General features: G+C 51.8%; 8 protein-coding genes. 5 read left to right on the top strand and 3 right to left on the bottom strand.

Annotated features, from left to right (window positions below):
* Positions 1-58 precede the first annotated feature (58 nt).
* Both LHL18_RS15500 and putA read left to right on the top strand, forming a co-directional pair.
* On the top strand, positions 59-1,075 hold the full coding sequence (locus tag LHL18_RS15500) for an RDD family protein (protein ID WP_226767716.1): 1,017 nt from the start codon (positions 59-61) through the stop codon (positions 1,073-1,075).
* A 261-nt stretch (positions 1,076-1,336) separates the two neighbouring features.
* On the top strand, positions 1,337-5,137 hold the full coding sequence (gene putA, locus LHL18_RS15495; RefSeq protein WP_226767715.1) for a bifunctional proline dehydrogenase/L-glutamate gamma-semialdehyde dehydrogenase PutA: 3,801 nt from the start codon (positions 1,337-1,339) through the stop codon (positions 5,135-5,137).
* A gap of 58 nt (positions 5,138-5,195) precedes the next feature.
* Here putA and LHL18_RS15490 read toward each other — a convergent pair whose 3' ends face one another.
* A complete protein-coding gene (locus tag LHL18_RS15490) occupies positions 5,196-7,220 on the bottom strand; it encodes a spermidine synthase (RefSeq protein ID WP_226767714.1) in 2,025 nt (674 codons plus the stop codon).
* A gap of 183 nt (positions 7,221-7,403) precedes the next feature.
* Here LHL18_RS15490 and aceK point away from each other — a divergent pair, with 183 nt between their 5' ends.
* Genes aceK through LHL18_RS15475 form a run of 3 tightly spaced genes read left to right on the top strand, consistent with a single transcriptional unit; the run spans position 7,404 to position 10,492 of the window.
* Positions 7,404-9,155: a bifunctional isocitrate dehydrogenase kinase/phosphatase gene (gene aceK / locus LHL18_RS15485; protein ID WP_226767713.1), complete on the top strand. Its 1,752-nt coding sequence runs from the start codon at positions 7,404-7,406 to the stop codon at positions 9,153-9,155.
* Positions 9,156-9,193: 38 nt separating this feature from the next.
* Complete coding sequence (locus LHL18_RS15480) at positions 9,194-10,036, top strand: NAD(P)H-hydrate dehydratase (RefSeq protein ID WP_134056883.1); 843 nt, start codon at positions 9,194-9,196, stop codon at positions 10,034-10,036.
* A 3-nt stretch (positions 10,037-10,039) separates the two neighbouring features.
* On the top strand, positions 10,040-10,492 hold the full coding sequence (locus tag LHL18_RS15475; RefSeq protein ID WP_134056885.1) for a YaiI/YqxD family protein: 453 nt from the start codon (positions 10,040-10,042) through the stop codon (positions 10,490-10,492).
* On the opposite strand, the gene LHL18_RS15470 is transcribed toward LHL18_RS15475, so the two are convergent.
* Positions 10,482-12,122, bottom strand: coding sequence for a methyl-accepting chemotaxis protein (locus LHL18_RS15470; protein WP_226767712.1), 1,641 nt, complete (start codon positions 12,120-12,122; stop codon positions 10,482-10,484). The two genes, LHL18_RS15475 and LHL18_RS15470, sit on opposite strands and share 11 nt — an antisense overlap.
* 206 nt (positions 12,123-12,328) lie before the next feature.
* Positions 12,329-13,240, bottom strand: a complete 912-nt coding sequence (locus LHL18_RS15465) for a pseudouridine synthase (protein ID WP_226767711.1) — start codon at positions 13,238-13,240, stop codon at positions 12,329-12,331.
* Positions 13,241-13,301: the final 61 nt, after the last annotated feature.

Here is a 13,301-nt window from a genome sequence, read left to right as displayed (position 1 = left end):
TTTGCACTAACCGTATAGTTAAAGTAATTTCAATTCAGCCGGTTAGAGTAAGCAAACTATGAGCACCCCGCAACCTGAAAACAACCCCAGTATTACCGAAGTATCGCCGGATACCTTTGTCGATAGCAGCGGTCATCAGTTGGATGAGCATCAGATACGCGCTGTTGTTACCCCTCATGTGTTTGCGGTAGCGCCGGAACTGATCGGCAAGCCATTGGCAAAACCAGCGCGCCGGGGTGTTGCCATGGCGATAGATGGTTTTTTTATTGCAGCTCTGACATCCGGCAGCCTGATCTTTGTGCTGCCTATGCTGGCGTATATCGCCTGGGCGCGCTGGAGGGCAGCTAAAACCGGCCAGATGGCGCTGCTGCTGACAGCTGGCTTACTGATGTTTATCAGCAATAACTGGCTGCCTTCACTACCGGTTAACAATAACGTTAAGCAATTTACTGCCAGCGCGCTGTTTGCGGCTAATGCACTGAAAATGTCGCAGGAGAGTTGTGATATCGTTTGTGCAGAAGATCAGCTGAACTTACTGCTGCCGCAACTGCATGCAGCCACGCTGACAGAAGCCGAGCAAAAAGAAATACTGCAGGCATTGCTTGATGCCAGCAACGTCGAAGATGACAGCAAAGTTTCATTGTACAAACAAGCAGTCAAACAACTTCAAGCCGGGCCGGACACTAACATTGCCGCTGTTGCCGGCAGCGCTCCCGCCGAGGCTGACATCACTGCATCGTGGTGGCAACGTTTACAGCGCTCTGATCACAGCATTCTGAAATGGATCCAGGGCATTTTGTCTGATCTGGGTATCGGTTTTGGCTGGGCGATAGGCTATTTCACATTGTTTATTGCCTGGAATAACGGCCAGACCATCGGCAAAAAGCTGTGCGGTATCCGTGTTGTGCAACTGGACAACAAGCCACTGTCGCTGTGGGGAGCCTTTGGCCGCCAGGGCGGCTACAGCGCTGGCTTTGCCACCGGTTTGCTGGGCTTCTTACAGATATACTGGGACCCAAACCGTCAGGCGATACAGGATAAACTGGCCGATACGCTGGTGCTACGGGAGAAATAGCGCTTAACCTGCAAACAGCACGACATAGAATAAACTGCCGTTGCGTCAGCTTGCCGGGCTGACACAGCTTAACAATTCACGGCTATTTCGAAAAAACGCCGAACTTTATACCGATAAAACACACATAACCCATGTGATTTACTGTTTTTACACCAAATTACACTAGCCTATTTTGTCGTATTTTCTTTAGTATGCGCGAAGTAAACCCATGTTAACCCGGCGTAGCGCTTCGGTGATTATGCCCCTATGACAGGCCGACTTATGTTATTTGATGCTGATTTAACCACCTCTTGCCCGTTGCGGCAGAAAATCCGTAACCATTACCGTGTCGATGAAAACAGCGTAATTGATTTGCTGTTGCCGCTGGCAGAAGTCGGCGTTAAGGCCCGCAGCCGGGCATGGGAACGGGCACGGCAGATGGTTAAAACGATCCGTAAGGAGCAAGACGGCCAGGGCGGCATAGATGCCTTGCTAAACGAATTTTCGCTGTCGAGCGAAGAAGGTGTAGTACTGATGTGTCTGGCGGAAGCACTGCTCAGGGTACCCGACAGCGACACGCAGGAGCTGCTGATCCGCGACAAACTGGTCAAGGGTGACTGGAGTGCGCATTTGGGCACCAGCGAATCATTATTCGTTAACGCTTCGTCCTGGGGCTTACTGATCACCGGCAAAATGGTCAGTTACAGTGATAAAAGCAAAGCAAAGCAATTTGGCATCCTGAAAAAAGCCATTGGCCGCCTTGGTGAACCGGTGATCCGCCGCTCGGTAAACTATGCGATGAAAATTATGGGCAAGCAGTTTGTCATGGGCACCAATATTGATGATGCGATAGAACGCGCTGCCGACACTGAGAAAAAAGGCTATGTCTACTCTTACGATATGCTGGGCGAAGGTGCCCGCACGATGGAGGATGCCGAACGTTATTACCAGCATTACTTAACGGCTATACATGCCATTGGTAAAGCGGCAAACGGCCGCGGCCCGGTAAAAAGCCCCGGCATTTCAGTTAAGCTGTCAGCTATTCATCCGCGTTATGAATTTAGCCACCGCGAGCGGGTGATGTCAGAGCTATTGCCAAAACTAAAAGAGCTGGTACTGGTAGCCAAAAGCTATGACATTGGCTTTACCGTTGATGCCGAAGAAGCAGACCGGCTTGATCTGTCCCTGGATATCATTGAAGCAATTTACAGCGACGATGCGCTGGGTGACTGGGGCGGCTTTGGTCTGGCCGTGCAGGCGTATCAAAAACGCGCCCTGTTTGTTATCGAGTGGCTGGTGCAACTGGCAAGACGGGTAAAACGGCCACTGATGGTGCGGCTGGTAAAAGGGGCTTACTGGGATACCGAAATCAAAACCACCCAGCAAAAAGGCCTTGACCATTACCCGGTCTTTACCCGCAAAGCGTCCACCGATGTTTGCTACAAAGCCTGTGCCATCAAGCTGCTGGAGGCGCGCGACGTACTGTACCCCCAGTTTGCTACCCACAATGCCTATACCGCCGCAACCATATTAGAAGTTGCCAAAGGTGATCACAGTGGCTTTGAGTTTCAGCGCCTGCACGGCATGGGCGAATCCTTATTCGATCAGATTGTCAGCAGCGAAAAAATTCAGTGTCGCGTTTATGCACCGGTGGGTGAACATGAAAACCTGCTGGCTTATCTGGTGCGGCGCCTGCTGGAAAACGGCGCCAACTCGTCTTTTGTTAATGCTATTGTTGATACCCGCCAGCCGGTAGAAGCGCTGCTGCCTGATCCGGTCGAAACCTTGCAGGGCCTGCGCAATAAGCACAATGCGCAGATAAAGATGCCTATTGATTTATACGGCGATGAACGGGCCAATTCAAAGGGCCTGGATTTAACCGATGTCAATACGCTGCTGCCGTTTAAAGCCAACCTCGATAACTGGCTACGCCAGCACACACTGAGTGAACAGCAACTGCCTGAAGGCGCGATGGCGGTAAGAAACCCAGCTAACCAGCAGGAAGTTATCGGTGCTGTGCGATTACACAACAGCGATGATATGCAAAAAATGCTAAAACAAGCAGATGACGCCTTTGCCAGCTGGTCTCAAACCAGCATAAGTCAGCGTGCTAATTTGCTGCGCCGCATTGGCGATAGCCTGGAGCGTCATCACGACGAACTGGTGGCCATTTGTATTAAAGAAGCCGGCAAAGTCGCGCAAGATGGCATAGACGAAGTACGTGAAGCCGTCGATTTTTGCCGCTACTATGCTGCCCGGGCTGAAGAGTTGGCGCAAGACGAGCGCTTTGAACCGCGCGGCGTGGTGCTGTGTATCAGCCCGTGGAATTTCCCGTTGGCAATATTCCTCGGCCAGGTAGCTGCTGCCATTGTTACCGGCAATACCGTTATCGCCAAACCGGCCGAGCAAACCAGTCTGATTGCCCTGCGTGCGATAGAGCTGATGCATAACGTCGGTTTACCCGAGCACGTGGTGCAGGCAGTTCTGGCCCGCGGTGCTGATGTCGGTGAAACCCTGCTGCCCGACCCGCGCATTCAGGCCGTGATGTTTACCGGCTCTACCGATACCGGTAGCTTAATCTCGCGCACCTTAGCGCAGCGCAATGATATTCAGGTACCGCTAATCGCCGAAACCGGCGGCCAAAACTGCATGATTGTTGACTCTACCGCCCTGCCGGAGCAAGTGATTGACGATGTGATAAGTTCTGGCTTTCAAAGCGCCGGCCAGCGCTGTTCAGCGCTTAGGGTACTGTTTATCCAGCAGGACGTTGCCGATGGTATTATCGATATGCTCAAAGGCGCACTGGCGCAGCTGCAGGTTGGCGATCCGGCGCTGTTAAGTACCGATGTCGGCCCGGTAATTGACAGCAAAGCGCTGAAAACCCTGCAGCAACATGCTGAAGACATGAAAGACAAAGCCAGCTTGCTGTATCAGTGCAAGCTACCAGAGCAAAGCAGCGACGGCTTTTTCTTTGCACCACGTTTGTACGAGATAAAAGATTTATCGGTGCTAAAACGTGAAGTGTTCGGCCCCTGCGTGCATGTGATCCGCTACAAAGCCAGCGAACTGGACAAGGTTATCGACCAGATAAATGGCACCGGTTATGGCCTGACAATGGGTATTCACTCGCGCATTGAAGATCGCTGTGATTATCTGGCTAAAATGTCGCGCGCCGGCAATGTCTATGTTAACCGCAATATGATCGGCGCTATTGTTGGTGTGCAGCCTTTTGGTGGCCGCGGTTTATCTGGCACAGGCCCCAAAGCCGGTGGCCCGAACTATCTGCTGCGGCTGGTAAAAGAGAAAGCGTCGCCGGAAAACGTACAGATGACCAACTTAAGCCCGGACGAGCTAAACCGGCACAACAGCCCGGACGCAGAAAAACAGGTTGCCCAGTTAATGGCAAACTCGTTACGCGACGAAAAAACCTGGCGCGCGACGCCGCTAAACGACCGGGTATCGGCACTGCGCCAGCTACTGGCCAAAATAGCCACTGTCGATATTATTGATGAGCTGGCAGATGATTTGGCACTGACACTGGCAGATGCCCGTGCCCAGCTGAACCGGCTGGAAAAATATATGCGTAAAAGCACCGAGCTGCCCGGGCCAACCGGTGAGTCGAACACCCTGCATATCGAGCCTCGTGGCTGTGTGGTGTGCTACGCCGATAAAAGCACCTCGTTTAACTTCTGGGCTATTTCGATTATCACTGCGTTAGGAGTGGGTAATACTGTGATTACCGTTGCGTCTGAGCTGTTTTATGAAGAAGCCAACGCCTTTAAAAACAAGTTTCTGGCAACCGGCGTGGCTGAGGGTGTATTTCAGGTTGCTAAACCCGGACAACTGCAGGCGATTCTGGCACATCCGCATTTAGCCGGGGCTGTCGTTGCCGCACGCTCATCCAGGTTTGGCTACTTCAGCCAGCAACTGGCGGAGCGCGACGGCGCAATTTTACCGGTGATCAGTGCCGAATATTACGACACGCTGATCAAACGTCTGGTGACAGAGAAAACGATCAGTATTGATACCACCGCATCAGGCGGTAATACCTCACTGATGACGATGGTAGAAGACGACGAGTAACAGCCGGACCTGCGCCAGGCCACCCTTAACGGTGGCCTTTTGCATTGTGTCTCAGGCGTTATTTTAGTACCTGCAGCAAGTTACTGTGCTGATCTGTCCAGTTAACCGCAACGTGTGCCGGGGTGAGCCAACGGCTTAACGCCTGCTGCACCTGCGGCTGTTGTATAAAGCGCTGATTATTCGTCAGCAAAACCCAATGAGCGGCAGGGTCAGTGCCCTGTGCCGGGGTTGCAATAAAATACGCCTGCAGGCCACGACTCGCAGCCTGATTTCGCAATAAACCGGTTAAATCCAGATAGTTATTCGACACGTGTACTGCCAGCACACCATCGCTGTGTAAATGCTGCCAATACAGCTGCATAGCTTCCAGCGTCAGCAAATGCTGCGGAATGCTGTCGCTGCTAAAAGCATCCAGCACCAATACATCAAACTGCTGACTACCAGACTCCAGCTGAGCCTGTAGCATTAACCTGGCATCCCCCTGCACAATGTCCACTGTGGCCGCGCTGTCGCTGAGGTAACTGAAATGCTCTGACGCAACTTTAATGACGGCCGGGTTCAGCTCGTAAAACACCATAGTATCACCAGGCTTGCCGTACACGGCTAAAGCTCCGGCGCCCAGCCCGACCAAACCAAATTTACGCTGTTGTAACTGCTGGGCACTGCGTGTCAGGACTGCCGGTAAAAAGTACTCTAATGCCAGCGCGGCGCCGGTGCCGGTGCGATAATAACTTTGCGCTTCAAGCGACAACGGGGCAGCCAAATACTGCGCACCATGGCTGGTAGTGCCATCAATTAACCGCCGCTGCATAGTGCCGTTCAGGCTGATGTCCCGCACACTCAGGCTGCCGTAGAAATTACGTTCGGCATAAACGTTTTGCCGGCCAGGTTGCCACTCCAGTGCCAGCACACTTAATGTAAACAGCACAGCGCCACTTAACCACAGCGCCTGCTGCCAGCGCCGCGTACCCGGCCCTACTGGCCATAGCAGCAAATAAATAGCCAGCAGTACCAGTAAAAATTCCCACTGCTGGGTAAACCAGAGCGGCGCCAGCAAATTAACAGCCAGGCTACCCAGAGCACCGCCTGCTGCCAGCAACAGGTAATAGCCGGTTAAGCCACGCGGCTCTGGCTTTAACCGCGCCAGCTCGCCGTGGCATAACATGCAACCACTGAACAGCACCAGCAGATACAATAGCAACTGCGAGATTAAATCAAACTGACGGCCCATATAGAACAACAACAGGCCAAAAACCATGCTCAGACAAAACAGATAGCACCACAGCCCCCGCTGGTACCAATGCGGTTTATTAAATACCAGGATATAGCTGAGTAAATACAAACACAGCGGCACTACCCATAAAAAGGGGATCGGCGGCACGTTTTGAGTAAGTTGCTGCGTGACCGCCAGTAGCAACACCACACCGCTGGCCGACAACAACAGCCAGCGTACAGCCCCCGGTTGACGCAGCCTTGCCGCACCGGCCCGATACGACGGCGCTAACACCGCCAGATGCCGCCACATCAAGCCCAGGCAGCAAGCCGCAAACACGACAAAACCCGACACCCAATACAAGCGTTGTTCCGACAGCAACAAGCCCGGTTCAAGTAAAAACGGATATGCCAGCAAACCACCCAAAGAACCGATATTTGACAACGCATACAAGCGGTAAGGTGACGCCGTACTATAGCAGCCGGCAAACCAGTGCTGTAGTAAAGGCCCGGTGGCCGACAGCAAAAAATAAGGTAGCCCTGTGGTAAACAGCAGAAACAGCAATACCGCCAGTAATGGCGGCTGCGTGCTAAAGGCACTGACATCCGGCTGGTACAGCAGCGGCAAACTTAATAGCGCCAGCAGTAATAACAGGCTGTGTAGCCGGCGCTGTGCCAGCGGGGACAGAAAACGGCACAGAGCATGGGCATAAGCATAGCCGGCCAACAGCATAGCCTGAAAAAACAGCATACAGGCGGTCCATACTGCGGCACCACCACCCAAATATGGTAGCAGCTGTTTGGCCAGCATCGGCTGAATTAAAAACAACAACGCAGCACTTAAAAAAATGGTCAGGGCAAACAAGGCCACAGCACGCTCCGGAACAGTCAACAGCAAATGAGGGCGCCAAGCCTATACAAAGGGCGCTGTGCAGGCAAGTGGCAACAGGCAATACGTATTGCGGTTGCTCACAGTGTTACTGGCATTTAATGGCTTTCCTGATTAGAGTACGCTAACCGGGCAGCAGCCAACACGTTAATCACAGGCCACTATATGAGTCAGGCGAAGCAAATTGCCGACATTATTTTAAAAGGTTTCCGCCGTCACTTTAGTTTGTTTCAGGCTATTACTGCCAAAGCCAAGCAACGCTTTGAACTGGCCGACTGGCGTGCGTTTCAGCAGGACAGCTCTGAGCGTATTTCGTTTTACGACAGGCGCGTGACTGAAGCGATAGCACATCTGGCGACAGAACTGCCGAAACAATGCCTGGATGAAACCTTGTGGCAGCAGGTGAAGCAGCACTATATGGAATATCTGGCATTTCACCCGCAGGCTGAACTGGCCGAGACTTTTTATAACTCAGTATTTTGCCAGCTGTTTGAGCGTAAGTATTTCCACAACCAGAATATTTTTGTCGAGTCGACATTAAATAAAACCCATTTGCCCGCCCCGGTGGCCTCGGTGTACGACAGCTACTTTCCGGCGCAGGATGGCTTAAAGCAAACACTGCGGAATATTTTGTCCGGTTTTGGTTTTATTACGCCCTTTATTGACCTGGACCGCGATATCCGGCTGATTGTAAAAAGCTTTATGGCGCAATCCAGCCATGGCCGCCACCCGGTCTACCAGATCCGTTTTGATATTTTGAAGTCGGTGTTTTACCGTAATAAAGCCGCTTATATTGTCGGGCGGGCAGTAACGCCCGACGGCCAGCAGCCGTTTATTATTCCACTGTTACACCGCGAAGGCGCCGGTTTATATATTGATACACTGGTGACAGATGCTAAGCAGATGACCATCATCTTCGGCTTTTCGCGTGCTTATTTTATGGTAGAAAACCAGGTGCCATCGGCACTGGTGCATTTTTTACGTGAATTGCTGCCACATAAAACGCTGGCCGAGCTATACGCCAGCATAGGCCTGCATAAGCAGGGCAAAACCGAGTTTTACCGCGAGTTGTTAAATCATTTGGCCAACAGCAAAGATCAGTTTGTGGCGGCGCCCGGTATTCGCGGCATGGTGATGATGGTGTTTACGCTGCCATCGTTTCCATATGTGTTTAAGGTTATCCGTGACAAATTTGCTCCCAGTAAAGAGTTTGGCCGCGACACCGTAAAAGCGCGCTATCAGCTGGTGAAACAGCACGACAGGGTGGGCCGCATGGCCGATACGCTGGAGTACTCTTACGTAGCGCTGCCCCGGCACAGGTTTTCGGCCGGGCTGCTGGATGAGCTGCAGCAGGTTATTGGCCAGTCACTTAGCTTTGAAGATGATTTAGTGGTGATTAAACACCTGTATATAGAGCGACGGATGATCCCGCTTAATCTGTATCTGGAAAACGCCTCCACAGATGAAAAAGCCCAGATCATGGACGATTATGGCCTGGCAATTAAGCAGATGATCGCTGCCAATATCTTTCCCGGCGATATGCTACTGAAAAACTTCGGCGTAACCCGGCATAAACGGGTGGTGTTTTATGACTACGACGAAGTGCAGTACCTGCTGGATGTCAATTTCAGAAGCTTTCCGAAAACAGATAACTATGAAGATGCGATGTTTGCCGAAGGCACTGTCTGCGCGGCGCCTGGTGATGTGTTTCCGGAGCAGATGGCAACCTTTGTTACACCACAGCCGCAAATCCGTGAACTGCTGTTTAGCCAGCATCCTGAACTGCTCGATGCTGCCTATTGGCGGCAGAAGCAGGATAATATTCGCCACGGTGTGGTAGAGGATATCTTCCCCTACCCTGATAACATCCGTTTTTACCATCAATATCAGGATGACAGCACAGACGACAGACACTAGGGTTAACAGATACCGTCAGCCAGAAGGATAAATGCCTAATGAGCCGCACAATTCAAACTGTCGATGCGCAGTGGCTAAAGCGTTTGCTGCCGAGGCGCCCCGCTCAGGCCCACAAAGGTTACTTTGGCCATGTGCTGGTGGTGGGTGGTGACCATGGTTATGGCGGCGCAGCTATTATGGCGGCGCAAGCTGCTGCACGCAGCGGTGCCGGCCTGGTCAGTTTATACACCCGCCAGGAGCATATCAGCGCCATGTTAAGCCGTCAGCCAGAGGTGATGGCAAACCACCAGCATTTCACCACTATGCTGGACCGCGCTACGGTAATTCTGGCCGGCCCGGGGCTTGGACCTGACAGCTGGGGCAAAGCCCTGCTGGCACAACTGCTTGTTAGTAATAAACCACAGCTACTCGATGCCGATGCACTGAATTATCTGGCCACGCTTAGCACCGCAGAACAACAGCAGCTGCAGCATGACAACCGGGTGCTGACACCCCACCCGGGTGAGGCTGCGCGTTTACTCAACTGCCCCACAGCAGCGATTGAACACGACAGAATAGCGGCCGTACAACAGCTGCAACAACAGTTTGGTGGCACAGTATTATTAAAAGGCCAGCACAGCCTGATTGCCGGGCCAAAGCAGCAACTGGCAAGGCTCAGTTGTGGTAACCCAGGCATGGCAAGCGGCGGTATGGGTGATGTGTTATCCGGCATTATTGCAGCACTATTGGCCCAGGGCTTAAACAGTTTTGATGCAGCGGCTTTGGGTGGCTGGCTGCATGGCAGCGCGGCAGATCAGCTGGCTGCAGAACGGGGCGAGCGCGGTTTGCTGGCAACTGATATACTGCTGCCGCTGCAAAAACTGCTAAACGGAAAAACCTGACAGATGAAAATATACGTTGATGCCGATGCCTGCCCGGTGGTGATTAAAGACATTATCTTTCGTGCCGCCGAGCGCAAACAAATCAGCACTTTACTGGTGGCTAACCAGCTGATCCGGGTGCCGCCATCGCGCTTTATTTCTGCCATTACCGTTGCCAGTGGCTTTGATGAGGCAGATAACGAAATTGTACGCCGCTGCGAAGCCGGTGATTTAGTGATTACCGCCGATATTCCGCTGGCCGCCGATGTGCTGGCCAAAGGCGCCTTTGCGTTGAATCCTCGCGGCGAGATGTACAGCAACGACACCATTAAACAAAAGCTGACCATGCGCGATTTTATGGACACCCTGCGCGGTAGCGGTGTACACACAGGCGGCCCGCCGCCTCTTAACCAGAGCGACAGGCAAGCCTTTGCCAATAAACTGGACACCTTACTGCAGAAGCATGCTACACCCTGAAGCGCCCAACCTGATTACTGACCGACTGCACTAACTGTCGCACCCTCGATCCATCATTACCGGTTTCACGTGCAATATCAGACAGCTCATTTGCGTTCTGGCTGATACCGTTGACTGTTTGGTTGACATGCTCAGCCACCGTTGATTGCTGCTCGGTTGCCGCTGCAATCTGTATGGCCATATCGTTAATATTGGCAATACCGGCCACGATATGATCAAGATAGCCGCTGGCCGATTCAGCATGCTGTTCGGTTTGAGTCACCTGGCTTTTGGCATTATTCATTGCCGAGACAGCCTGACTTACACCATTTTGCAGCCGGCTAATCATATCGTGGATGTCTTTAGTTGATTGCTGCGTGCGTGACGCCAGCGTACGCACCTCATCGGCAACTACCGCAAAGCCCCTTCCGGCATCGCCAGCCCTTGCCGCTTCAATAGCAGCATTCAGAGCCAATAAATTGGTTTGTTCAGCGATACCGCCAATCACTTCAAGCACTGATACGATGTTACGGCTTTCGACTTCCAGATTGCTGATGGCTTGCACCACCTGCTCTATATCCCGTGCCAACACACTGATTTGTTGCATCGACTGACGAATGACTTTGCCTGAGCTGTCTGCGGCACTGTTGGCTTCTTCAGTCGCGCCACTGGTCAATGAAGCATTACTGGCTATTTCCTGCACGGCGTGCTGCATTTGATGAATGGCTGTCAGCACCTGTTCAATATGCGTGGTTTGCTCACCCGCTTTACTGCTGGTCAGTTCGGTTTTGACTGCAATATTGCTAGAAGCTTGCTCAAGATCTATCAATTGCTGTTGTACTTCACGCATCATGGCTTGCAGCGTACTGATAAAATCGTTGGTTCTGGCTGCGACATCACCAATTTCGTTACTGCCGCTGACTGGCAGGCGACGGGTAAGATCGCCGCCAACACTGGCCAGCTCACTTACCATATTTTTTAACTGCGTTAGCGGTTTAACAATCAGGCTTGGGCTGAACACTATGGTCACAATAGCAATAGCGATGGCGATCAGCATCAGCAAAATAGTCAGTGTTTTTTGCTGGCTGACATAGGCGGACAACTCCTTGCCTAAAACGATAGCCCGGTTGTCGATGCGTTCACCAAGGCCGTTGTATTCATCCCGCAAAGTAGAAAAAGCAGCACTTTCGCTACCTTCAATTAAAGCACGGGCTTGCTCGGCGTTGCCTTGCTGTGCATATTGCATTGCTTGCCTGGCCAGATTGAGCCAGTTATCAAACACTTTGCTAAATTCTGCATCGGCCATCACACTAACGTCGTGTTGGCGTACCAGCGCTGATGCTTTATTCATCCGATCCAGCGCCTGTTTCACATTGTCGTCGAAATCTTGCATCGCAGCGTCCACCTGACGCCCCTGCGAACTTAATAATACATATTCACGCATGGCAAGTTCAGCCTGATACAGATCGCGGTCTGCATTTAATACCGCTGTCGTTGCCGGTGTCAGATTATTAATAGCGATATCAGTTTGCGCAATCACGCCGTTGACCGTGACCAGGCTTTTAATACCTACCACGGCAATCAAAAGTGACAATAGGATAATAGGTAATGCAATTTGCAATTTAACAGACATGTTTTTCAGACTGGTCATAATCTATCTCACTCTAAGACAACGATTTAATCCAGAGAGTACTCAGACTCTGTAATCTTGTTAGCATAGTTGAGTTTTTTGTACTTGCCTGTTGCGCCGCCCTAATTTTGATTTTTAAAGAAAAAATATTTATCTGTCATGTCGACTGCGGCACAGTATTGCATGTTAGGGCGGCGTTTACTCGCGGCTAGCATACCGGAAAGTGCTTAAGATACTGCCGCCGGCCGCAGCGCCAATTGCTGTTGGCTGGTAAAGGCCTGTGCCGAGTTCGTCACCGGGTCGATAAAACTCAAGGTTTTGGCGAGTAAATGTAAAGGTTTGTCAAACTGCGGCGGACGCTTTGGCTGCAGTACCGGGTAGTAATTATCATGCAAAATTGGCATTCCCAGGCTAAGCATATGTAAACGCAACTGATGGGTTTTACCACTATGCGGAATCAGTTCAAACAGACCCAGGCCATCAGCATGCTGCAGCAAGCTGATATCCGACATTGCATTCACCTCTCCCGGCACTATCGCATTAATAAAAGCGGGCTGGCTTTTTTCAATACGGTTGGCAATATGCCAGTTTACCGGCAGTGCGGCATTGCAGAGCGCCGGGGTTAAACGGGCTACGGCCTGATAGCTTTTGCTAATCTTAGCCTGACTAAACAGCTGATAATACGCCGGCCGGCTGTCTGCATTGACCGAAAACAGCACCAGCCCCGCTGTGTCGCGGTCAAGCCGGTGTACAGGTACTATATCCTCAAGGCCGGTGTCGCGCTTTAACCGCGCCAATAAGCACTCATTCACATATTCGCCGCCCGGCGTTACCGGCAGAAAATGAGGTTTGTCGGCCACCAGTATATGCTCGTCCTGATATAAAATATTGTGCGTAAAAGGGATAACAGGTTCCTTTGTTACTTCGCGATAGTAACAAAGGCGTTTGCTGGCTTTAAACGGGGTATCAACAGTAATGGGCTCGCCACCAAACCAGTACACTTTGCCGGCCAGGATCCGCTGTCGCCAGACAGATTCGGCGATATAAGGAAACTTTACAGCTAAATAGTGTAATACCGTGGCCCAGCCTTCATTGTCGGCCGGCAAGGTTATTTCCGATGGTTTAGTTGCTATTGACACCCAAACTCCGCAGCAGCTTAAAGCGGCCAGTTTAGCACAGCAGTGCCGTCACAGGTGAGCA

It is taken from the genome of Rheinheimera aquimaris, from assembly GCF_020531985.1.
Classification (GTDB): Bacteria; Pseudomonadota; Gammaproteobacteria; order Enterobacterales; family Alteromonadaceae; genus Alishewanella; species Alishewanella aquimaris.
The sequence above is the reverse complement of the archived record's forward strand: the minus strand, read 5'-3'. Positions and strand labels throughout refer to the sequence as shown.

Excerpts from the sequence above, each read along its gene's own strand:
- LHL18_RS15500 (WP_226767716.1), top strand. The coding sequence starts at position 59 with ATGAGCACCCCGCAACCTGAAAACAACCCCAGTATTACCGAAGTATCG.
- putA (WP_226767715.1), top strand. The coding sequence starts at position 1,337 with ATGTTATTTGATGCTGATTTAACCACCTCTTGCCCGTTGCGGCAGAAA.
- aceK (WP_226767713.1), top strand. The coding sequence starts at position 7,404 with ATGAGTCAGGCGAAGCAAATTGCCGACATTATTTTAAAAGGTTTCCGC.
- LHL18_RS15480 (WP_134056883.1), top strand. The coding sequence starts at position 9,194 with ATGAGCCGCACAATTCAAACTGTCGATGCGCAGTGGCTAAAGCGTTTG.
- LHL18_RS15475 (WP_134056885.1), top strand. The coding sequence starts at position 10,040 with ATGAAAATATACGTTGATGCCGATGCCTGCCCGGTGGTGATTAAAGAC.
- LHL18_RS15470 (WP_226767712.1), bottom strand. The coding sequence starts at position 12,122 with ATGACCAGTCTGAAAAACATGTCTGTTAAATTGCAAATTGCATTACCT.